At 36.1% G+C, this 24,058-nt stretch carries 19 protein-coding genes; 3 read left to right on the top strand and 16 right to left on the bottom strand.

The window, feature by feature from the left end; genetic code table 11:
• Positions 1-2,268 carry an inorganic phosphate transporter gene (locus PXC01_RS00250; RefSeq protein WP_276470374.1) on the bottom strand — a complete coding sequence of 756 codons (2,268 nt, stop codon included), beginning with the start codon at positions 2,266-2,268 and terminating at the stop codon, positions 1-3.
• Between the two features lie 227 nt (positions 2,269-2,495).
• Positions 2,496-2,885 (bottom strand): carboxypeptidase-like regulatory domain-containing protein, encoded by a 390-nt coding sequence (locus tag PXC01_RS00245; protein ID WP_276470373.1) that lies wholly within the window; start codon positions 2,883-2,885, stop codon positions 2,496-2,498.
• A gap of 176 nt (positions 2,886-3,061) precedes the next feature.
• On the opposite strand from PXC01_RS00245, the gene PXC01_RS00240 reads away from it, so the two are divergent.
• Positions 3,062-4,405, top strand: a complete 1,344-nt coding sequence (locus PXC01_RS00240; protein ID WP_276471240.1) for a deoxyguanosinetriphosphate triphosphohydrolase — start codon at positions 3,062-3,064, stop codon at positions 4,403-4,405.
• Here PXC01_RS00240 and PXC01_RS00235 read toward each other — a convergent pair.
• Both PXC01_RS00235 and PXC01_RS00230 read right to left on the bottom strand, forming a co-directional pair.
• Positions 4,402-5,523 (bottom strand): DUF3078 domain-containing protein, encoded by a 1,122-nt coding sequence (locus tag PXC01_RS00235; RefSeq protein ID WP_338089430.1) that lies wholly within the window; start codon positions 5,521-5,523, stop codon positions 4,402-4,404. The two genes, PXC01_RS00240 and PXC01_RS00235, sit on opposite strands and share 4 nt — an antisense overlap.
• Before the next feature lie 2 nt (positions 5,524-5,525).
• The gene (locus PXC01_RS00230) at positions 5,526-7,301 is read right to left on the bottom strand and encodes a 1-deoxy-D-xylulose-5-phosphate synthase (protein WP_276470371.1); all 1,776 of its coding nucleotides are present in this window, start codon (positions 7,299-7,301) and stop codon (positions 5,526-5,528) included.
• A 54-nt stretch (positions 7,302-7,355) separates the two neighbouring features.
• On the opposite strand from PXC01_RS00230, the gene PXC01_RS00225 reads away from it, so the two are divergent.
• Positions 7,356-7,799, top strand: a complete 444-nt coding sequence (locus PXC01_RS00225) for a nucleoside deaminase (RefSeq protein WP_276470370.1) — start codon at positions 7,356-7,358, stop codon at positions 7,797-7,799.
• 61 nt (positions 7,800-7,860) lie between these two features.
• Here the strand turns inward: PXC01_RS00225 and PXC01_RS00220 are convergent, their stop codons facing one another.
• From PXC01_RS00220 to aspS, 6 genes are all read right to left on the bottom strand, one after another.
• A complete protein-coding gene (locus PXC01_RS00220) occupies positions 7,861-8,052 on the bottom strand; it encodes a cold-shock protein (protein ID WP_276470369.1) in 192 nt (63 codons plus the stop codon).
• Between the two features lie 76 nt (positions 8,053-8,128).
• Positions 8,129-8,389, bottom strand: coding sequence for a hypothetical protein (locus PXC01_RS00215; protein WP_276470368.1), 261 nt, complete (start codon positions 8,387-8,389; stop codon positions 8,129-8,131).
• 38 nt (positions 8,390-8,427) lie between these two features.
• Positions 8,428-10,212 carry a chloride channel protein gene (locus tag PXC01_RS00210; protein ID WP_276470367.1) on the bottom strand — a complete coding sequence of 595 codons (1,785 nt, stop codon included), beginning with the start codon at positions 10,210-10,212 and terminating at the stop codon, positions 8,428-8,430.
• Between the two features lie 35 nt (positions 10,213-10,247).
• Complete coding sequence (locus PXC01_RS00205) at positions 10,248-11,057, bottom strand: tetratricopeptide repeat protein (protein ID WP_276470366.1); 810 nt, start codon at positions 11,055-11,057, stop codon at positions 10,248-10,250.
• Positions 11,029-11,595, bottom strand: a complete 567-nt coding sequence (locus PXC01_RS00200; RefSeq protein WP_276470365.1) for a hypothetical protein — start codon at positions 11,593-11,595, stop codon at positions 11,029-11,031. The genes PXC01_RS00205 and PXC01_RS00200 overlap by 29 nt, the downstream gene beginning before the upstream one ends.
• A 126-nt stretch (positions 11,596-11,721) precedes the next feature.
• Positions 11,722-13,479, bottom strand: a complete 1,758-nt coding sequence (aspS, locus tag PXC01_RS00195) for an aspartate--tRNA ligase (RefSeq protein WP_276470364.1) — start codon at positions 13,477-13,479, stop codon at positions 11,722-11,724.
• Positions 13,480-13,738: 259 nt separating this feature from the next.
• On the opposite strand from aspS, the gene PXC01_RS00190 reads away from it, so the two are divergent.
• A complete protein-coding gene (locus tag PXC01_RS00190) occupies positions 13,739-14,086 on the top strand; it encodes a toxin-antitoxin system YwqK family antitoxin (RefSeq protein WP_276470363.1) in 348 nt (115 codons plus the stop codon).
• A gap of 73 nt (positions 14,087-14,159) precedes the next feature.
• Here PXC01_RS00190 and PXC01_RS00185 read toward each other — a convergent pair whose 3' ends face one another.
• The 6 genes from PXC01_RS00185 to PXC01_RS00160 form a co-directional block, all read right to left on the bottom strand.
• Complete coding sequence (locus PXC01_RS00185) at positions 14,160-17,663, bottom strand: efflux RND transporter permease subunit (protein WP_276470362.1); 3,504 nt, start codon at positions 17,661-17,663, stop codon at positions 14,160-14,162.
• A 6-nt stretch (positions 17,664-17,669) separates the two neighbouring features.
• Positions 17,670-18,836, bottom strand: coding sequence for an efflux RND transporter periplasmic adaptor subunit (locus PXC01_RS00180; protein ID WP_276470361.1), 1,167 nt, complete (start codon positions 18,834-18,836; stop codon positions 17,670-17,672).
• A gap of 25 nt (positions 18,837-18,861) precedes the next feature.
• Complete coding sequence (locus PXC01_RS00175; RefSeq protein ID WP_276470360.1) at positions 18,862-20,202, bottom strand: TolC family protein; 1,341 nt, start codon at positions 20,200-20,202, stop codon at positions 18,862-18,864.
• Positions 20,203-20,808, bottom strand: coding sequence for a TetR/AcrR family transcriptional regulator (locus PXC01_RS00170; RefSeq protein ID WP_276470359.1), 606 nt, complete (start codon positions 20,806-20,808; stop codon positions 20,203-20,205). It lies immediately after the preceding gene.
• A gap of 201 nt (positions 20,809-21,009) precedes the next feature.
• Entirely contained in the window at positions 21,010-22,698 is a 1,689-nt protein-coding gene (locus tag PXC01_RS00165; protein WP_276470358.1) for a CRTAC1 family protein, read from the bottom strand.
• Positions 22,688-24,046 (bottom strand): phosphatase PAP2 family protein, encoded by a 1,359-nt coding sequence (locus PXC01_RS00160; RefSeq protein ID WP_276470357.1) that lies wholly within the window; start codon positions 24,044-24,046, stop codon positions 22,688-22,690. The genes PXC01_RS00165 and PXC01_RS00160 overlap by 11 nt, the downstream gene beginning before the upstream one ends.
• Positions 24,047-24,058 lie beyond the last annotated feature (12 nt).

Below are 24,058 nucleotides of genomic sequence, written 5' to 3'. Positions count from 1 at the left end.
TTAGTCTAATGTTGCCGGTTTAACATCTGCATCATGTTCCTTATAATACAGTTCCAGTAAATCCATGGTAGCTGTCATTAAATCTTTAGTTTCAAGTAATATAGTAAAGTATAATGTCGTGTTTTTAGGGCTAGATTCCTCTGACCTTGTACGCTCTACCTGTGCGCTAATTTTTTGAGAAACCAAATCGTATAATTCTTGCTTATTGTTGAGTATGTTACCAATTTTTTCGAATGATCTCTCTTCAAAAGCGTGATAAGTATTATCTAAAATCTCGGCTAGTTTAATATCTATTTGTTTAAGCTCTTTTATTTGGTTGTACTTTAATTTCTTGTGGTTATTGTTCACATGTTTATGGCTTACTTTACCAATGTATTCCAATGATTGTGAAATATCCGTTAAGTGTCCCATGGCATTAATGTAGAAATTACTGGCACCAATGTGGGCTTCTTCTAGATTTTTAATGAAATAGAAGGTATGATTTCTTAGATCCTCAATTTCGTTTGCCAATTTGGCGCCTTGCTTCTTGTTTTTTTGAAGTGAGCTGAGGTCTTGTTTTGCTAGTCCGTTTATTGAGTTGGAATAAATTTTATTCGCTCTTTTTACAACGTTGGCAATGTTTTTTGCACTTTCTTCAATTACACCTTGTATAGAGCTACTTTCTGCACGCTCTAATATTTCCTCTTCTTTGGTTTCTTTTAATTTTTTGGTGTGAGACAAATAGTTTTTGCCGATCAGAACAAAAGCAAATACCAATAAGATACTTATGGCATAAATACCTCCTAAATGAATAATGTAGGCTATGATGGCCGCAGCTACGAAAGCTACGATAGCCGTAAAGAACCAACCGCCAATAACATTTAGAACACCGGCAACTCTGTATACGGCACTTTCAGAACCCCAAGCTCTATCTGCCAATGACGTACCCATTGCTACCATAAAAGTTACGTATGTAGTAGATAAGGGCAATTTTAACGAGGTAGCCAAAGAGATCAATACACTGGCCACCATTAGGTTTACAGAAGCCCTGATAAGATCAAAAGCGGGTTGGTCTTTAGCCTTTGCCTTTTGTGCATATGATGTTGGCTTTATAAATTGAGTATCAATTTTCTTTTGTAATGATACAGGAATTAAACTGTTCAAATTTTTAGATGCAATTATTGAAAATTTCACTATTTGTCTTGATAGATAGTTTGGCTCAAAACGTTCGTCACCTTCGTCCTGTCTAGATAGGTCAACACTTGTTTTTACTACATTCTTAGCTTTTGAAGAAAACCATAATGTAACTACCATGATAACCCCAGAAGCCAACAATAGGTATGTTGGGGTTTGTACGGCAACCGCTAATCCTTTCATATTATAGTCGGAAGCTAACTGACCAGAAGCGGACCAACTTTGAAATGATTCATATGCAGCTAAAGGAACACCAATAAAGTTTACCAAATCATTACCTGCAAATGCCATGGCCAGGGCAAAGGTGCCCAGAATTATAATGATGGTATAGATATTCCATTTCATGAAAGTTGTGGCAAACCATGATAGTGCAAACCATACAAAGAAATTTCCCAATAAAAATAATTCAGGATTATTACCAATGAACATGGTTGCTTCAGGGCTTAATATTGAGGTTCCCTTGAGCCCTTTGATAAGGATAAAATATATAATTGCCGTAATGGCCATACCACCAAAAATTGCACCAACCCACTTTGGTTTTTCGTTGAACTTGAAGGAGAGTAATATTCTGGTAATAAATTGTACAATTGCTCCAATGGTAAAGGCTATGACCACGGATAAAAGTATACCAATAATAATCTCTGTTGCCTTATCTGTATTTATATAATTTGAAAGATGGGTGAAATTGCCGTCTCCCGAATAAATTTTCACCAATGATATGGCTACGGCGGCACCTAACAGTTCGAAAACGATGGACACTGTAGTTGACGTGGGCATACCCAAGGTGTTAAAGAAGTCCAGTAGTAGAATGTCCGTTATCATAACGGCCATAAAGACAATCATGATTTCTGCGAAGACAAACTCAGATGGATTGAAGATTCCTTTTCTCGCTACTTCCATCATTCCGCTTGATGATACCGCCCCAAAGGCGATGCCTACACTGGCTACAAGCATTATGGTTTTAAAGGAAATTGCTTTAGACCCTATTGCTGAATTTAAAAAATTGACGGCATCATTACTAACACCAACAATTAAATCTGTTATGGCTAAAACCGCCAACGCAATAATCATGAATAAATATATGTTCTCGCCCATCAAAAATTTAAATAAGGAACAAAAATGACATTATAAATTATCATTAAGGTTAAAATAAGGTTATGAAGTTAATATCGTATACTTTACATAGATTTTTACCTTTGCAAAGAAACTAAGTTTAGTGGATGAAAATACTAATTTCTTTTCTAAAAAGAATTTTTGTTTTAACATCAAAATCATTTACCTGATAGAAGAGTTTGTAAATGGTAATTGACGCCGCCCTAATTTTAGCTTGTTTTATTAGCTGCTAACTTTAAAGTGCTTTCAGTGGTGGCGCTAACTTTGGCCGTAGAAGGTAGTGCTATTCTTTTGGCATATAATGTTTCCAGAATTTCCGTTTGCTCACCTTCATTTACCGTAATTTCCAAGTGCATAGGTTCATAGCCTACAAACTGAATTACCATGTTATGGGTGCCCACGGCTACATCGTTAAATTCAAAATTGCCCCTAAAATTGGTTTGAGTAGAATATGCAGCGTTGTCCATACTTACAGAAGCCATTAGTAACGGCTCGTTAAAAAACTCGCCGTCTAAAACTTTACCTCTAATTGAACTGGTCTCTTGTGCAAATGACAAGGAAGTTATTACAAGAGCAAATAGAACAAATAATTTCTTCATTGGTTATTTATATTCTAGTGCAAAGAAAGAAAGCTAAGGTTAAGTTAAGGTTATCATAGGTTTATGAATATATGTTTTAAAGGTTAAGATTCTGGTGTATAATTGTTTATCGCAGCCAATGCTTTCGGTATCAAAATGAGTAAATGGCGTATCTTGCAAACTTTAAATTAACGAACATGAATTGGGAGCAGTTACTTTCTTTACGAAGACAAGGCGATAAGAACAAGAGATTAAGAAATGAACAAGACGAAACAAGGTTGGGTTTTGATGTTGATTATGATCGTATTATCTTTTCTTCTGCATTTAGAAGTCTACAGGATAAAACCCAAGTAATTCCATTATCTAAGACAGATTTTGTTCATACAAGATTGACCCATAGTTTAGAGGTATCAGTGGTCGGTAGAAGTCTAGGTAGGTTGGCAGGGAAAAAAATTATTGAAAAACATCCCTATTTAAAGGAAGTTCATGGCTATCAGTTTAATGATTTTGGAGCTATTGTAGCCGCCGCAGCTCTGGCACATGATATTGGAAATCCGCCTTTTGGCCATAGTGGAGAAAAAGCTATTGGTGAATATTTTAAAACTGGAAACGGATTAAGGTTCAAGGAACTACTTTCTGAAGTGGAATATCAAGATATTATCGATTTTGAAGGTAATGCCAACGGATTTCGATTATTGACACAGGATAGGGCAGGTGTATCTGGTGGGCTTCGTTTAAGTAATGCTACCTTGGGCGCCTTTATGAAATATCCTAAAGAGTCTCTGCCTAAAAAACCTACAAACCATATCTGCGATAAAAAATTTGGATTTTTTCAAAGTGAAAAATACATATTTAAAGGAGTTGCGGAAGATTTGGGTTTACAAAGTAGAAGTGCTGACGGAAGCTTTTCTTACAGTAGACACCCGTTAACGTTCTTGGTAGAGGCCGCAGATGATATTTGCTATACCATAATTGACTTTGAGGATGGTATAAATTTGGGACTCATTTCTGAGGATTATGCTTTGGAATACCTAATAAAACTAGTAAAGGATTCCATAAATACCAAAAAGTATAATTCTTTGGAGTATATGGAAGATAGGCTTAGCTATTTGCGTGCCTTGGCCATAAATACGCTGATACAGGATGCAGTTTCTATATTTATTGAAAATGAAGAAAGTATCTTGAACGGTACTTTCGATGTTTCATTACTGGAAAAAAGTAAATTTAAAGCACAAATTGAGGATATTATAAGTTTAAGCGTTCAAAAAATTTATCAATCTCAAGAAGTTGTGGAAAAAGAAATAGCGGGTTATACTATTATTTCTGATATTCTAGAGGTCTATATCAACGCCTTGATCGGCAAAAAGAACAACAATGCCTCTAACTACCATAAACTTATATTAAGGACCTTACCTGGGTTTTATAGAGAAACAAATGTATCGTTATATAAAATTGTATTGAATACTTGTTGTTACGTTGCTAGTCTATCTGATAGTGCCGCAGTACATATGCACAATAAAATCAAGGGTAAAACACTTTAGAAACCATATAAAATACCTACGCCCAATACTTGTTTAAATTGAATTTTTGGTACACCAGGGTTTACTATAGTGCCGTTATCGTTTTTGACCACATCAAAAAGAATATCGTCATCATAGATCATTTGTGTGCCCAAACTCGTACTTATAAATTTATTGACCTTCATATTAAGGGTAAGCTCCCAATCTATATCAACGTTTCCAAAGCTTTTTATGTAATCTGTATAAAGATTCAATCTACTTTTCATTTCAATATTATCCGCTATGGTATAATTAAAATTGTTGGTAATCAAAATACCTAGTTCTAATAAATGATTTTCACCTGGTGTAATTATATTGCCATCTGCATCTAAAATGGCTTCTTGAACACCAAAAGCCCCATTGTCAGCCAAATCTTGATCCAATACAAAGGTTGATTTTTGTGTCAATGGTGATAGGTAAAGATTAAATTTTTCATCCTTTGTAATATAGGACGTACCTGCACCGAACAGTAAATAGCCAGGTGCCATAAATCTTGATATGGGCGTGTCTCTGTCAGGGTATTTATAACCGTTGGAAAATTGTGTGTTAAAATTTAATTGAACCGAATAGAACCACCTACTATCATTGTCTTTTTTGAAACCTAAGTTAGAACTTAAACGGATTACATCTTCGGTTTTTCTAAGTTTACGCCCTTCTTGGGCATTTAATCCGTAGCGTAATTCTAATTTATTATCCCATTGAAAATTATTGAATTTATACTTTCTTGCAAATTTTAAAAAACCTAGCCCACTTATGGCATTGTCACCACCTGCATTCCAGTTTACAAAGGCCACTTCACTGATGTTTATGCCAAAACTATTTTCCGTTTCCCAAAAAGAAGGAACTCTAAAACGTTGAAAACCTTTCTGTAGGGTTTTTGTCTTTTTAAAGTCGATATTTGGTATTTGAAGGTTGACATCTTTTTTGGGAGTATAAATTTTGTCTACCGTTCTGCGAATTACAATAGTGTCAATGGCAACGCTATCTACGGTTACACTGTCTACAATAATTGGCGCTGGTATTGTGTCTTGTGCAAATGCTAAAGAAGTTACCAAAAGAAATAACGCAATTGAAAGCTTAAGCGATTTAAAAACCATCATTTTCATAGAAATTGTTGTACATATTGTTTTACGGACATCTTATCTATTCCTGCTTTTTTATACAGTTTTTCGGTGGCACCGTGCGTAATAAAGACATCAGGAATGCCAAATATCTTAATTATTTTATGGATTCCAATATTATTTGCATATTCTAACACACTACTCCCAAATCCGCCAATGGCAGAACCGTCTTCTAGTGTAATAATATGATTGAATTTCTGAAGTATTTCTTTCAATAGATTAGAATCCAAAGGCTTTATGAAAGGGAAATTATAATGGGCTATTGCATCGGGTCGGTTTAGTTCTTCTATCATTTCAGATATCATATTGCCGATCGGTCCTGTACTTAAAATTGCAATTTTATTTCCCTTCTTTAATTCTACAGCTTTACCTATGCTCAGTTTTTTCATTGGTAATTGCCAATTCAACATCTTACCTCTACCGCGCGGATATCTTATTGCAATAGGATTTTTTAGTCCTAACTGAGACGTATACATGATGTTTCTTAATTCTACTTCGTTCATAGGAGAAAAAATAATCAGGTTGGGAATACATCTTAAGTAAGAAATGTCAAATACGCCATGATGTGTAGGTCCGTCCTCACCTACTAGACCTGCGCGATCTAAACAGAAAATAACCGGTAAGTTTTGTATAGCTACATCATGGATTACCTGATCATATGCACGTTGTAGAAAAGTGGAGTAAACATTACAGAATACAACCAACCCATCCGTGGCCATACCTGCAGCTAAGGTTACCGCGTGCTGTTCTGCAATGCCCACATCAAAAGCACGTTCTGGAATTGCTTGCATTAAAAATTTTAAAGAGCTGCCCGTTGGCATTGCGGGAGTTATACCTACTATTTTAGTATTTCTTGTTGCAAGCTCTACTAAAGTCTTGCCAAATACATCTTGAAATTTGGGTGGCTCGGCAATACTGTTCTTTTTTTGCAATTCGCCCGTTTGCTTATCAAATTTACCTGGGGCATGGTAGGTAACCTGATTTTCTTCTGCCTTTTGCAGGCCTTTACCTTTGGTGGTAATGACATGTAACAATTTAGGACCCTCAACTTTTTGTAATCGTTCCAACTCTTTTATTAAGGTAGGTAAGTCATGGCCGTTTACAGGCCCTGAATAATGAAAATTTAGGCACTCAAAAATATTCTCTTCTTTTGCGGTACCAGTTTTTACATTGGTCAAATATTTTTTCAATGCTCCTACGCTTGGGTCAATACCCATGGCGTTATCATTAAGCACCACTAGAATATTGGCATTGGTGACCCCTGCATGATTTAGGCCTTCAAAAGCCATACCGCTGGCTATAGATGCATCGCCTATTACAGCAATATGTTGTCTTCGAAATTTTCCATGTAGTTGGGTGGCTAAAGCCATGCCCAATAAAGCTGAAATAGAGGTAGAGCTATGCCCGGTACCAAAAGCGTCATATTCGCTTTCTTGCATTTTAGGAAAGCCGCTTATACCACCAAACTGACGGTTGGTATCAAAAATATCTTTTCTACCGGTCAGTATTTTATGACCGTAAGCTTGGTGGCCAACATCCCAGATGAGTTTGTCCACTGGTGTATTGAAAACGTAGTGTAATGCAATGGTCAATTCCACAACACCTAAGCTGGCACCTAAATGCCCTTCTTTTACAGAAACAATGTCAATTATAAACTCACGTAATTCACTAGCCAATTGCTCTAAATCTTTTTCTTTTAGAGATTTAATATCATTGGGCGAATTGATATGTTCTAGTATTGATTTCAAGCTGTGCATATAATGAAGACAAAAATACTTTTTTAAAAATGAAACTATCGTATTTTTGAACCTATGGTTCTACCCTACGACGATACTTATTTTATGAAAAAGGCACTTCAAGAAGCAGCATATGCATTTGAAGCCGGTGAAGTGCCCGTTGGTGCAGTTATTGTAGTGCAAAATAGGATCATTGCAAGGGCGCATAATCTCACTGAAAAATTAAACGATGTTACGGCACATGCAGAAATGCAGGCAATTACTTCGGCCGCTAATTTTTTAGGTGGAAAATATTTAAAGGACTGTACGCTATATGTAACCTTAGAGCCATGCCAAATGTGCGCCGGGGCGCTTTATTGGAGCCAAATAGGAAAAATTGTTTACGGAGCAAAAGACTTGCAACGCGGATGCGGGGCAATGGGAACTACCTTACACCCAAAAACCAAAATATTGGGGGGCATTCTTGAAGAAGAAGCGGCAAGCCTATTACAGCAGTTTTTTTTTAAAAAAAGAAAGTAGTGGCTTGGGTATAAACGAATAACCACGCATAAGCGTGGTTATATATTTCTATAAAAGAGATTTATAGTACCTGTATTTGACCGGCAACAGTACCTTTTCTTCCTTCTTCCTCTTCATAACTCACTTTGTCGCCCTCCCTAATTTCCGTGCCATGTAAAGCGGTGGCGTGAACAAAAATATCTTTTCCAGTTTCTTCGTTGGTTATAAACCCATAACCTTTAGATTCGTTGTAAAATTTGACGGTACCAATCATTGTATTGAAATTTAAATATTAACATTCTAATTTAATATTTTTTCCTGTTGATTGGTAGAAAATAAAGGAATTAATTTTATGGAGTATCTTGATTATCAGTGTTTCTAGGCTTTTTTCCTTGCATTTTTCTCACATTCTCATCCGTAAGCATGTAATCATTGAACTTTTTGCCCCTGCTTTCCTTTATCAAGAAAAGTGGCATTGCCAATAAAAATAGACCCAATGTGCCGGAACCAATATATTTATGTGACAAAGCTTCTTGACTCACATCTAACGTGAATCCGTAAATAATTAATCCTAAGGATATTAAAACTATTATGCTAATAATATATTTCATCTTTTGTTTCTTAGTTAACAGCCTTAGTATTAGGCTGTTTATTTGGTAAATTGTATTAATTCTCTTCGGTAAGCGGTCAGTAATTTTGATTTTGATACAAAGCCCATGTATTTTCCGTCCTTTACCACCGGTAGGTTCCATGCGCCGCTATCTTGAAATTTTTGCATTACTATTTGCATACTGTCCAGCCCGTAATATATATGATCCGGTGCTTTGTGCGTAAAGGTTTCAACTTTTATGGTATTGTACAGTTTGGTGTCGAACATAAACTCCCTAATATCATCTAACAATATAATACCTAAAAATTTATGATGGGCATCAACTACAGGGAATATATTTCGGGTAGATTTTGCAACGGAATCATGTAACATTTCCCCCAAGGTCATCTCTGGGTGTACCGTTTTAAAATTGGTTTCTATCACGGTGTCTAGATCCATAAGAGTAAGTACGGCTTGATCTTTATTATGGGTCAACAATTCACCACTTTCTGCCAGTTCTCTGGTGTAAATGGTGTAATCTATTGTGTTTTTTGTAATAATGTATGAAATCGATGCGGTAATCATTAACGGAACAAACAAGGCGTAACCACCAGTTATTTCTGCAATAAGGAAAATAGCCGTTAAGGGTGCATGTTGTACACCTGCAATTAAGCCTGCCATGCCTATTAAGGTAAAATTACTTTCCGATACTGAAAATCCCAAGCCCGAATTATTGATCAGTTTAGCTACTACATTCCCTAAAGCGCTCCCCATGACCATGGTAGGAATGAAAATTCCACCAGCCCCACCGGCCGCTAACGTAGTGGTCATTGCTACAGCTTTAAAAATGGTGATACCGAACAGTAATGCAATAACGATCCAAATATTATCAATGTAATCGTCAAAAGGGGTTTTTCCTAAAGCATTTATATGGTCTCCTTTTAGCAAGTCGTTAATAAAGGAAAAACCTTCACCATATAACGGAGGTATAAAATAAAGCATAATTCCAATAGCCAAACCACCTACTAAAAGTCTGTACTTTGGACTCTTCAATGGTTTAAACAAGTTGATAATGCCAAAATACATTTTAGTAAAATAGATAGATGCAACGGCGGTACCAATGCCTAAAACAATGTAGAATAGTGTGTCTTTTACTTGGAACGGTTCATTGATCGAGAAATTGAACAATACTTCATTACCCATAAAGAAGTATGAGGTAAGTACGCCACTTATGGATGCCAATAATAATGGTAGCATTGATATCATTGTAAGGTCTAGGCTAAATACTTCTACCGCAAAAATTATAGCCGCAATGGGCGATTGAAAAATGGATGATATTGCACCGGCAGATGCACAGGCAATTAATAAGGACCTTGTCTTAGAATTGATATGAAACAATCGCCCAAGGTTAGAACTTATTGCAGCACCGGTTGCCACAGCAGGACCTAATAACCCCACCGAACCACCAAAACCGACAGTTAAAGGTGCAATGATCAATTGAGTGTAAACTTGCTTTACGGCAATTCTGCCTTTGTTTTTAGATAATGAAAATAGTATTGAAGAAACAGCATGGTTAAGTTTCTCTTTATGAACGTATTTTACATATAAATAGACAAAGGTTAAGCCTAGAATAGGCAGAATAAAATAGAGTTGATTGCTTGAAAATATAATTCCTTTCTCTAAGGATGCTTCAATAAAATAAGTAATATTCTTAAGTGTTACCGATGCTAAACCGGCCAATAAGCCAACAACAACACTTAAAATGTAAATAAAGGTCTTTTGTGAGATGTTCTTATATCTCCACTTATAAATACGCCTTAAGAAATTGTTCGTTTGTATGGGCATTGTATAACCATATCATTAGTAGCCATCAAAGGTATTTAATTACTTGCTATGATTTTTGATTTAAGTTCTTCTAAATCCTCAAGGTAAATTTGACGAAGTGTTTCAACATATGCTCTATTGTTATAATAGCCGTTGTTAAAATCTACAATGGCATCTTCGATCATATTTAAAGCCGCTTTTTTGTCACCTTCGCTCCGTAATAGCTGCGCCTTGTAATATTTGGCATCTGCAGAGTTGGTGAAGTATTGAATGACTTTGTCAAAATTCTCATTTGCTTTCTCTATGTTATCAGATTCGTAGTAGGCTATACCTCTATAAAGAAACGCTTCTAATTCTACCCAATCTTCACCGGAATCTTCAGTTTCTCTGGTAATATGTTTATCCCAATATACAATAGAGTTCTCATAGTCTTTAGCGCCTAAGTAAGCAATACCACGCCAAAAATCTACACTATGCCCTTGTGGATAATCTAAATACGGAGTTAACGAATCTGATGCATTAAAATCTGCAATGGCTTTTTCGTAATCTCTGTAGAACCACAGGTATAAATATCCTCGCCATGGTTGCCAAGTTATAGGGTCATACTCTACTGCACCATCATACCAAGATTTCCATTTATGTGGAATGCCTCTTTTTAAATAGGTGACGGAAAGTTCTCTATATGTTTCTGCTTTTGTAGAATCTAACTCTAATGCATAGGCAAATGCATTCATGTGAAAGCGGCTACCTTGATAATGCCTAAAGCCTACATCGTATGCATCTTTAACTTTCTCTTCTTTGGTTTGGCAAGAACTTAAAAGAAAAACAAAAATAATACTAAGGAATAATTTCTGTGATTTCTCCATTTACTATTCTGTATGATATGTACATATATGAATCCCTCTCTGCACCATTCATGTAATTAGGTTTCCATTTTTTTAATTCAACTGTAATGTTCAAAAGTTGGGATACTAAGGCTGTATTTAGTTTTTTAGGATTTAAGTCTAAATCATTTTCGTGAATAACATATGCGCCGGCTTCACCTTTGCAGTTAACTATAAATCTAAAATTCAAATAGCCTGAATCTTTATAGTCTTTATTCACGTATTTAGATAATACTTCTTTTCTAAGACCATTTTTATTAGTAATATACTGAGTTCTTCTATGTATAGAGTCATCTTTTAAATGGTTGTAGTAGTCCACAATATGGGTGCTATCACAAATTTTAAAATTTTCAGAAAATAATGCTTTTTTAGTATCTATATAAGCAACTCTTTTCTCGTATAAATCTTTTGAAGGAACATACTTTATTTTATAAGTATAGTATAGATATCCATATCCTGCTGCGGCAATTAGAAGTAAGCTACTTATAGCTATTACCGTAATTTTAACCCATTTTTTCACAAAGTGAATTTAACAAAAAATATCTTACTTGGTGCAGAATTGATTTGTAAGGTATCTAATTGAAGAGGAGACCAAAAATAAAAATCCCGCACTAGGCGGAATTTTTACTTTTATATCAAAAAGACTTTATTTCAAATCTATATCTAGCTTTAAGTTCAATTCTTTTAATTGTTCGTCGTCAATTGCTGCAGGCGCATCGATCATGACATCTCTACCACTATTGTTCTTAGGGAATGCAATGAAATCACGTATGGTCTCCTGTCCGCCTAAAATAGCAACGAGTCTATCTAAACCAAATGCCAATCCGCCATGAGGTGGTGCTCCGTACTGAAAGGCATCCATCAAGAATCCAAATTGTGCTTTTGCCTCCTCGGGAGTAAAACCTAAGTGCTTGAACATGGTTGCCTGTGTTTCTTTATCATGAATACGAATAGAACCACCGCCTATTTCATTACCGTTCAATACTAAATCATAAGCATTGGCGCGAACAGCACCTGGATCGGTATCCAATAATTCTAATTGACCTGGTTTTGGTGATGTAAATGGGTGGTGCATGGCGTGGTAGTGACCCGTTTCTTCATCAAGTTCCAATAAAGGGAAATCAACTACCCATAATGGAGCAAACTCGTTTGGCTTTCTCAACCCTAATCTGGTGGCCATTTCCATACGTAGCGCACTTAACTGTGTTCTTGTTTTATTGGCGTCGCCGGAAAGAACGCAAATAAGGTCTCCTGGTTTAGCACCGGTTACCGCTGCCCATTTTGCTAAATCTTCTTGGTCGTAAAATTTATCTACGGTAGATTTAAAACTTCCGTCTTCATTACACTTTACGTACACCATTCCGTTAGCACCCACTTGTGGGCGTTTTACCCAATTTACCAAGGCATCTAATTCTTTTCTAGTGTAAGTTGCTGCGCCAGGTACCGCAATACCCACAACCAATTCAGCGGAATTGAATACACCAAATTCTTTATGTTGTGCTACAGTATTTAATTCCCCGAACTCCATTCCAAAACGAATATCTGGCTTGTCGTTCCCATATTTAGACATAGCTTCGTCATAGGTCATTCTTGGGAAAGAGTCTATTTCAACACCATTAACTTCTTTTAAAAGGTATTTGGTTAAGTTCTCAAATACATTAAGAATATCTTCTTGCTCTACAAAAGCCATTTCGCAATCTATCTGTGTAAACTCTGGCTGCCTGTCCGCACGTAAATCTTCATCCCTGAAACACTTTACAATTTGAAAATATTTGTCTAAACCACCAACCATTAGCAATTGCTTGAAGGTTTGTGGCGATTGTGGCAATGCATAGAACTGCCCTTCGTTCATACGGCTAGGTACTACGAAATCTCTTGCACCTTCTGGAGTGGATTTTATTAAATACGGAGTCTCCACTTCTATAAAGCCTTCGCCAGATAAAAACTTACGGACCTCCATAGTTACCTTACTTCTAAAAATAAGGTTGTTTTGTACCGGTTTTCTACGGATGTCCAAATACCTGTACTTCATTCGCAGGTCTTCGCCACCATCAGTTTCGTTCTCAATGGTGAATGGCGGAGTCTTAGATTCGTTTAAAATGGTTAATTCAGAAACTAAAACTTCTATATTCCCTGTTGGAATGTTTGCATTTTTTGATGCTCTTTCAATAACCTCACCTTTTATTTGAATAACAAACTCTCTACCTAAGTTTCTTGCTTGCTCCAATAATTCTTTAGAAGTACGATCTTCATCAAGCACTAATTGTGTTATACCATAGCGATCACGAATATCTACCCAAACAACAAAACCTTTATCTCTTGTTTTGGAAACCCACCCAGAAAGGGTAACTGTTGTACCAATATGTGATTCTCTTAATTCCCCGCAGGAATGGCTTCTATACATAATACTTGCTTTAATGAAAGGGCAAATTTAAGAAGTCTATTTCATAGTAGGTCTATATTAAATGCAGGTTTTACTCGATGACTGGTTTTATGAAACAACCTTTGTAAATAAGGTTAATGTACTGATAAATAGTTTCTTATGTTTACTATGTTAATTTAATGTTATGTAAAAGTTACCTAAACATTGATTAATTGCAAAATAATTGTATCTTTATACCGTTATCATACAAGAAATCAGTAATCAAAAAAAATATATAATTATGAAAAAGCTACTAATTATTGCCGTAATGGCATTGTCTTTTGGAGCATATGCTCAAATTGATCCAGTTTTTGAAAAAGAAGGAGATAAAGTAAAAGCTACTTATTTTCATGCTAATGGAGAGAAATCTCAAGAGGGGTTCTTTTTAAATGAGAAATTGGAAGGTGAATGGAAAATGTTCAATGAAAAAGGAGAAAAAATTGCCATGGGTAATTATGAAAACGGTGTAAGAACCGGTACATGGTTATTCTGGGAAGGTGATGTGAAAAGTGAAGTAAGTTTTGATAACAACAGAATTGCAAGTGTGTCTAAAGCTGGCAAAAAAAATCCTGTTGTTAGTAATAGATAAGTTAACTAACTCAAATAAAAAGCCCGTATCAATTGTGATACGGGCTTTTTTTATGCAATTAATTTAAAGTATATTATGATACACTTTCAAGTTGTTCGTTCGAGTCTTTGCTCTTGTTTCCAAAACTACTAAACTTGACCTTAATACGATATACTATGTTAAATAGTACCGGTACAATGATTAATGTTAAGAAAGTAGCCACCAGTAAACCAAAGATTACCGTCCATGCCAATGGACCCCAGAATATGACGTTGTCACCACCTATATAAATATGTGGGTTAAATTCTGAGAACAATGCAAAGAAATCAATGTTAAGGCCTATTGCCAACGGAATCAATCCTAAAACTGTTGTTATTGCCGTAAGTATTACCGGTCTTAACCTTGCCTTACCACCAACGATCATTGAATCTGTTGCATCTTCCATGGTTAACAAATCACTGTCTTCAATACCAAGGCGTACCTTTTTACGATCTATTAGAATTTGGGTATAATCCAGTAGTACCACTCCGTTATTTACCACAATACCGGCTAATGAGATAATACCCATCATGGTCATCATAATTACAAAAGACCATCCGGTTATCATTAACCCTCCAAATACACCTATAAAACTTAAGAAAATGGCAATCATAATGATCAATGGTTTAGATATGCCACCAAATTGGAAAATTAAAATAAGCATAATCAATCCTAATCCTGAGAAAAATGCACCAACTAAGAAAGCTTGTTGCTTTGCTTGTTCCTCTAACTGACCGGTATAGTCAATTTTAACGGTAGCGGGTGTTCCTTCAAAACTGCCCATTTCATTTTGTATCTCGGCAACAATGGCACCTGCATCGGTAAAGCCAGGCTTTAAACCAGAGTAGATAGTTACAACTCGTTTACCATCACGGTGTTTTATGGCACTGTAACCAGATGTATTCTTCTCTTTGGCTACAGCAGAAATAGGAATCTCCTTAATCTGTCCGTTAGAAGGGTCTCTAAAAATGATATTCTGATTGAATAGCGCACTTTTATTGTATCTCAAATCTTCATTGAATCTGATGTTGATATCATAATCCTCACCATCTTCTTTGTAAACACCAGCTTTTTCACCAAAAATAGAACGTCTTAATTGGTTGCCTACTTGCCCAACGGCAACACCTAATTCACCCGCTTTTTCGCGATCTACAATAACTTGCATAGCAGGTTTGCCTTTGTTTACATCAATCTTTAACTCTTCAATACCTGCAATATTTTTGGTGTTGATGAAGTTTTTAATATCCTCTGCAGTATTGATCAGCTCGTCATAATCATTACCTTCAAGTTCAATATTTATAGGAAAACCGGCTGGCGGACCATTGGCATCTTTTTCTACGGAAATTGCAACACCTGGATAAATTCCCTGTAATGCAGCTTGTACACGACCACGAATATCCTCTGTATTAAGACCGTTACGATACTTATATTCACTGAAGTTTACCGTAACCTTTCCTTTATGTGGCATTTCTGCAGAAGAACCACCATCTGTAAGTGGATTACCTGCACCTTCACCTACCACGGACACAGCGGATGACATCATAAAGTTTTCACCCTTTTCATTTTTATACTTATCATCGTTCATGATAGCATATACCTGATTTTCTACCTCTTTGGTGATTTCATTGGTCTTCTCAATAGATGTTCCTTCAGGATATTCTACATATACGTAGATTTCGTTCGGTTTGTTATCTGGGAAGAATTCAATTTTTGTACGACCGCTACCTACGGACATACCAAATAACATGAAAACTCCGATCAACATTAAAAAGGTAATGCCAAAATACCAGTAAACGTTGCCACCTCTTAGGGCATGCTTTAAACGACGTTCATACCAATTTTCAAAACGGGACATGGTTCTCTTTTGAAACCTAATAGCTGCTCCTTTTATTAGATATTTATAGGCCCAGAACATAATAGCAGTAAGAATCAATACAGTACCTAAACCGCGCATAGCACCGCCAAAAATCAATATTAAAATACCTAAACCACCCATGATCACGCTCATTCTGATCAGTTGCTTTAAAGTAAGCTCCTTTTCGTCCGTACTCATGAATTTAGATACCAACATTGAATTCATAAAGATTGCCACGAACAATGAAGAACCCAATACAACAGATAGTGTAATAGGGAAGTAAATCATAAACTGTCCAAAAATACCAGGCCATAAACCTAATGGAACAAATGCCGCAACTGTTGTTGCCGTAGAAATAATTATAGGGTAAGCTATTTCACCAATACCTTTTTTAGCGGCCTCGATTCTGGACATGCCTTCATCCATTAATCTATATACGTTTTCTACCACTACAATACCGTTATCTACCAACATACCAAGCCCCATGATCATTCCAAAAAGAATCATAGTGTTTAGGGTATAACCTAACCATGATAATATTACAAATGACATGAACATTGACATGGGTATAGCAAAACCGACGAACAAGGCATTTCTAAAGCCTAGGAAAAACATTAAAACGCTTACAACGAGTATGATACCAAAGATGATATTGTTTACCAAATCGTCAACCTGATTCAATGTACGTGTAGAAGAATCATTGGCAATAGAGATGTTTAAATCTGGTGGAAAGTAATCTTCTTTTTCCTTTTTTACCAAGGCTTTTATCTTATCTGCCGCTGATATTGAATTTCTACCTGCTCTCTTTTTAACATCTAGCATTACTACGTTCTCGCCAAATTCTCGGGCATAGGTAGTTTTATCTTTAGACTGAAAGTTTACGGTAGCAATATCTTTTAAGTATACTGCACCGTTCTCAGATTTGACCACAAAATTGTTCAATTCTTTAGGGTCTTCAACTTCACCTAAAATACGAATGGTACGTCTTTGCCCAACTGTTTTTAGATTGCCGGCAGACATGGTCATGTTACCGTTGCTTATAGCGCTAATAACGTCTTGAAAGCTGATTTTTGCCGCCATCATTTTGTAGATGTCCACACCAACTTCAACTTCCAGATCTTGGGCCCCACGAATGTCCGCTTGCTTAATTTCAGGTAAGTCTTCTACCTCATCTTGTAGGTATTCCGCAAACTCTTTTAGTTTCTCTACAGGGTAATCTCCGGTAAAATTGATGTTCATGATAGGAACTTCTTCAGAGAAATTTAAATCGAAAACATTAGGTTCTACCTTGGCACCGTTGAATGTTGGCCAGTCTTCACTTGCTTTTTCACTATCTACCTCATCTTTTACCTTTTGCTTGGCTTGTTCAACCGTAATATCTTCATCGAATTCTATGGTTAGAATAGCGTAATCTTCCTGTGATGTTGAAGTAATTTCAACAACGTTACTAATATTCTTAAGCCTATCTTCTAAAGGATCGGTAATAAGTTTTTCAATATCCTCGGCAGTGTTACCGGGGTAAGGTGTGCTAACATATATCTTGGTTTCTATAATTTCAGGAAAATCCTCTCTCGGCATAGCCATATAGGCGCTAAAACCCAACCATAGAAAAATGGCTATCATGACATAAATAACCGAAGGGTTATCAATGGCCCAAGACGATAGGCCGAATTCCTTGTCGGCGTTCTTTTGTACTTTGCTCATCGATATTTATTTTTTGATTTTTACTTTTTGGCCATCTTTAACGCTTCTGGCACCTTCTTTTATAATTTGGTTACCATCGGTTAAACCGGATAATACTTCAATATTGGCCCCTTGGGTTTTACCTGTTTTGATAACGCTTCTTTTTACTACCGCTTCGCCATCCGCATTTGGTTCCTCTGCAACAAAAACATACTGCTCGCCATCTGCATTTTCAGAAATTATACTTGTTGGTATTAATATGGCATTGTCGCTTGTATAATCATTTATAGCAACCTTTGCGGTTAAATTTGGTTTTATTCTTCCCGCTTTGTTCGGTACAGGTATTTCAGCTTCAAAAGAACGGTTGGAAGGATTTATGAAATTACCGGTTTCCCTAATTTTTGTAACGATACTGTCACCTAAAACCGGAAAATAAACCAATGCCTCTTTCCCCTTGGTTACATTGTCTATGTACGATTCCGGAACTTCAACTTCAATGTACATATCAGATAGATTTACAATACGGAATACTTCTGACCCTGGACCAGGAGCCACCACTGTACCTTGTTCTTTGATAACATTATCGATAATACCGGAAAAAGGAGCTCTAATTGTAGATTTTCCTAATTGGCTCTGTGCTTGCGCTACCATGTTTTCAGCAGCCTCATAATTGGCTTTTGCCTGTAAGAATTGTATTTCTGAACCAATATTCTGGTTCCATAAACGCTCTTGACGTTCAAAAGTAGTTTTAGCTAATTCAGCTTGCGTTTTCAATTGACTTAATTGGCTTGACATACCACCATCATCAATAGTTGCCAATACCTGACCTCTAGAAACTTTAGTACCTTCTTTAACATAAACCCTTTGTAGCGTACCCGCCATTTCTGGGTAAATAAGAACATTTTGTTTGGTAGAAACATCGCCCTGTAATTCTAGATAGTGATTAAATACTTCTTTTTTTGCGGTCAATGTATTTACCAAAGGCAACTTTTCTTCATTACCTAAAATTCCTATAGCAGAATCTAATGATTTAAGTTGGGCATCGATCACTTTTTGCTGAGCGGTAATTTCATTTTTCTTCGCTCTTATTGCTTCTAGGTCTTGTTGCGCTATAATATCGGCTACCGTTTGCTCACCACCACCGCACGAGTAAATGCCTATGGTCGTAATTAATAAAACTAGTATTTTTTTCATGATTGTATTTTTAGTGATTGATTATTTAGCCTTTTGTATTTAAAATAATTTCTAATTCGGTCTTTTTATTGATGACCTCTACCATAGATTGTAAAAATTCTTGTTGTGTGGTATAGAGTTGTGTTTGTGCTTGTCTTAGTTCAAAACTGGTAGCCAAACCTTCTTTATATTTTATCTGGTTCTTGTTTTCTATTCGTTCAGATAGCATTAGATTTTGTTTTGCAGTTTCATAGTTATCTATGGCCAAGGTGAAATTGTTCTTGGCATTTTCTAACTGAAGTCTAATTTGTTGCTCTGCTTCGGTCAATTGTGTTTTTGCTTTTTCTAATGCAATTTTTGCACGTTGTGTGCTTGCACTTCTTTTTAAAGAACTGAAGATTGGAATATTCAGGTCTAGACCAAGTATAGAAGAATCGAACCACTGTTGGTCTCCATTGAAAAAATCAAAATTTTCTGAGTAGGCGGCACTACCATAATTAATGTATGCATTTAATGTAGGTAATGCACGGCTTCTAGCTAATTTCCATTCAAAATAACGTTGTTCGTTTAAATTTTCTGCAAGTTTGTAATCTACGTTATCTTCAATATTAAAATCTGTACTAAGAATGTTAAGGTTCATTTTAGAAACTGTAAGGTCCTCTAAGTTGTCTTTTAACTGTGTAGGTGCGTTTAAGTCCAAACCTAAGCTAACGTTTAGCATTTGAAGTGTAATTTCCTGTAGTCTAATGGCGTTTTGTAATCGGTTTTCTACAGATGATAATGTAATTTGAAGTTGGTCTACACTTTCTTCTTCTCCTAATCCGTTTTCAAATAATTTGGTAGTTTCATAAAGTGTTTTTTCTAGTGTTGCTTTATTTTTCTCTAAAATTTTAACACTCTCTTCCGCCAATAGAACGTTGCCGTATGCTTCTACGACTTGCTTTCTAATATCTAATTCTGTTTTTTCTTTATTGTTGTCGCTATAGCTTAAGAAAGCTTTTGTTGCCTGAACCCCAACAATGTAGGAACCGTCAAAAATTTGTTGTGTAAGGGTAGCGGTAGCGGTCATTGATTGTGGTTGAGAGAATACTACGGGAATAAATTCCCCTGCTGCTCCACCAACTAATTCTGCAGGTAATAACGTAACAGGTTGCTTTAATTGGTTTGAGTACCCTACAGATCCATTTATCTGAGGTAGACCGGTTGCAATAGTTTCCCATTTTTGCTTTTGTGCATCTATAATATCCCTATTTGCATTAATGGCCGAATAGTTGTTCTCTAAGGCATACGTAATAGCTTCCTCTAGGGTGAAGGAGGATGTTTGCTCTTGTGAATATCCCAAGCTAATACTTAGAATAAAGATTAATATTACTAATTGATTTCGCATTTATTCTTGATTTGAATTGATGATGTTATTTAAAATGGTTTTTCCTTTTGGGGTGACAATTCCTCTTAGGTGATATTCTAAAAACGAGTCCATAAGTTTGGCTATTGGAAATTGGTCTAGAGGAAAAATGTTTTGGTCTTTTATACTGTTCATGCCGGTAAAATATATTCTAGCAACAAACTCAGGTTCAATGTTATCCCTAAATAAACCCTGTTCTAGTCCGCGTTCTACATTTAATAACACGCAGCTATGCATTTTATCGAATTGCATTAGTTTTAGGTTTTTATGAATTTTGGGATAATATTTCATCAATTGATATTGCGGAGAGCTTTTTTCGTCGTTTAAATGAGACATAACATATTTTTTGATCTCATATAATTCTTCTATAGCGTTCTTCTCCATCGCTATAATTAAATCTATGCCATCACTTAAGTGGCAAAATTTGTTCATTACACAATCTTCCACAAGGGAAGTTTTGTTGCCGTATTCGCTGTAAATCGTTTTTTTTGATATACCAATTTCTTTGGCAATATCATCCATGGTAATACTCTTAAAACCGCGTTCCAAAAAAAGTTGTGAAGCCGTTTCCCTAATTTTTTCTTTCATAACAGCTGCAAATATACATAAGGAAACTATAGAAACTTAAAAAGTTTCCAAAGTTTTACAATTTAATAATGTGCTGTGTTTTTATGAACTAATTAAGGATGGCATCAGTACATAGAAGATACTAATGTATAGAATACGTGGGAATAAGATATGGACATGGGGTCTATAACTTAAAAACGTTACATAGAATATAGCTAGTTGCTATCTTCTCTTTTTATATATAATGTAAAATAAAACGAGAAGGATGGAGCCCCCCACAATGTACCATAAGGTAAAGGCTTGTTTTTTGGGGCTGTTGACCTCAATAATTTCTAGTTGTTGGTTTGCCTCTATATTGGTCAATACTTGAGTATTGCCACCTGTCCAATTAACTATGACGGAATCTACTTTTTTATTCGTTCCCAAACCGAAGTGCGCAATAACAGAGTTTTGTGATAAGTGACTAGATCCACCGCCATCTATTTCCCTAATAGTTCTCTTTCCATCAGCAACTATCGTAACTCTAGAGCCAATACCATTAGCTTCAGATTCAATACCTTTTAATGCTATTTTTAACCAATTACCATTGGCAATGTCATTTCTAAACAGGCGGGTGGTAGATGGGATTGGGTAATTTAAGATCGGTTGTTGATTTACCACCAACAAATCCATATCACCATCATTATCCATGTCAAAAATTACCGATCCTCTACCTATTCCGTAATCGTTAATAGTTAGTTCTCTTCCTTTTTCGGTGTATGTGTTATCATTATTCTCAAAATAGAAATTGCCCATAGGCGTGCAATTGGGGTTCAAATCTCCGTTCGAAACAAACAGATCTAAATCTTCATCATGATCAAAGTCTGCAAAATTGGCGCCCCAACTAATGGCTAGGTTATATGTACCTAATTCTTTCGCTTTATCTACAAACGGCTTGCCATTACCTTGGTTTTCCATAAGCATGTTGAACTTGATGTTTGTAATGTAATAATCCATCCACCCGTCACCGTTGTAATCACCAACAGCAGCACCCATTGCGTTTATCTTTAAATCCATTTCGGTTTGTTCACTAACATCCTTAAAATGATCGTCTGGATATTCATTTTGATAAAGAAAATTAGGGACGGCCTTATATCCAAAATCCTGGTTTACCAATAAATCTTGATCTTGGTCATTATCATAATCCGTGAAAACCCCACCAAAGCCAAAACCTTTATGACCTAAACCATATTCATCATATACATTTTTAAAACTTTTGCCACCTTCATTTTTTAGTAAGTAGCTTCTAGCTGTTTGGTTGGCACTTACTATGGTTGCGTCTTTTATAATGCCCAGTTTACCGGTAAATTCTTGAAAATAATTACCAACAAATAAATCAGGATATCCGTCTGCGTCAATATCTCCAAAACTTGGTCCTGTACTGAAAGAGTTTAAGTCCTCTAAGCCGTATTCATTAGTGACATCTTTAAATGTAGCATCTCCATTATTTAAGAAGAGTAAATTTTTAGCTCTTGGTATAACATTTTTGCCATCTGTAGTAGTAATGGTTGTAATGAACAGATCCCTGTATCCATCTTTATTAATATCTGCACTTACAACACCTTGGGTTACATACTCATTGGTTACTTCTAGACCAGATCCTTTAAAAACATCCGTAAACGTACCATTACCATTATTAAGGTAAAGTCTGTCAGATTTTATACCGCTAGTAATATACAGATCTTCAAATCCGTCTTTATTGAAATCAAAAACGGTAACTCCGCCGCCAAATGTTCCTTCGTATACTTCGTATTGGTGGTCCAAACCAGCTTCGGCGGTAACATCTACAAATTTTTGTTGCGCATTGGCAAACTTGCCGCAGGTAACAAATAATATTAGTGTTAAAGTAAGTGATGATAATCTATTTTTCATTTGTGTTCTTCCATTCTAGGCCGTAAACGTTTTTTGCTATTTCAATGCCTTTTTCTAATCCTACTTCGTTATCTAATTGCGTATGTATACCGCCATAAAATCTTGAGTCTGCCGTTTCTTGAGCGGCATCCCAAAAGCTATCAAAAGATCTAATAACAAAATCGGTTTCTTTTAATTCATCACGTTCCCTGCCTTCATGAGCTCTATCCGTAAAAGTAAATTCCTTTCCAAAATTATGCTCCAAAACGGTTGCTGCGGCAGCCGCTTGTATTGCATGCCCGGAAGGGAAGGAAGGAAATGGTGGGTCAGGCCAAAAAGACTCCCATTCTTCATCTATATATTTTGGTATAAAAGTATTTGGTCTCTCGGTAAAAAATTGATATTTCCATTTCCAGCAGTTCACGAACGCATCCGATACGGCCATGCCTACCTGTGCATAGACCTGTGTAGTTTCAATAAGCGATATGTCATGTCCTTCTACGGCCAAGGTTGCAAAATAATAAGAATGTCCTGGTGGTGTAAAGCTTACATCTGGGTCATCTCCCCACCAAATGGCTGCTTCTTTTTCTAATTGGGTCAATTCTAAATCCTTGAGATATACATTTTCAAATTGTTTATAGTACGCTGAACCAGGCGTGGTGTCATACGGAATCATTTTTGGGTCTTCAATCGCTTTATTTTTAGATGCAAAAGTTCTATTTTCACCCCAGTGTGGGTGTAATGGGTGATGACTAAAAGATTGTGCAAATAGGGGTGGTTTCCAAGAGCCAGGTCTGTCCGGATGCACCATGGTCTTATCAAAATTTTTCAAATATCCTCTATGTCCGCCATCGGTTTTTGACCACTCAAAAATGATTTGCGCTACTTTTTTACCGAATGCCACGGAACGTTCTGCTGTTTGTTGATCAACATCCGTTGTAAATTGATTGTAAATTACTTGTTCTAATGAATCTATTTTTTGAATATTCTCTTCGGAGGTTTGTACGTAGATGTTTTTTAGAATTTCCGATTGTCCGGCATTTAGTGCCAGTACCCAATTATATTCTTTAGAGGCATCCGCTATTGGGAGTTGATCAAAGACGTTTAACTGCCCGCCCATTGATTTATAATCAGGAAAACCTTGTACAGTGGTTTCGTACATAGTTAAGCCCGTATAACCAAATGCCCTAGAAGCAAAAGTGGGTGAATTTGACGGTGTATATCTGGTAATGAACAAAGTCATGTTGGCCCACTCTAAGGCAACTTCCTTTTCGCTTAATTTGGGCTGTTCTTTGGTAGTACATGATGTAAAAAGTACAATAAGAGCTACAAAGGTTATTATGTATTTAGATTTACTGAAAAAAGTCATGGTTAATTAAAA

The organism is Maribacter huludaoensis (assembly GCF_029350945.1).
Taxonomy (GTDB): Bacteria; Bacteroidota; Bacteroidia; order Flavobacteriales; family Flavobacteriaceae; genus Maribacter; species Maribacter huludaoensis.
The sequence above is the reverse complement of the archived record's forward strand: the minus strand, read 5'-3'. Positions and strand labels throughout refer to the sequence as shown.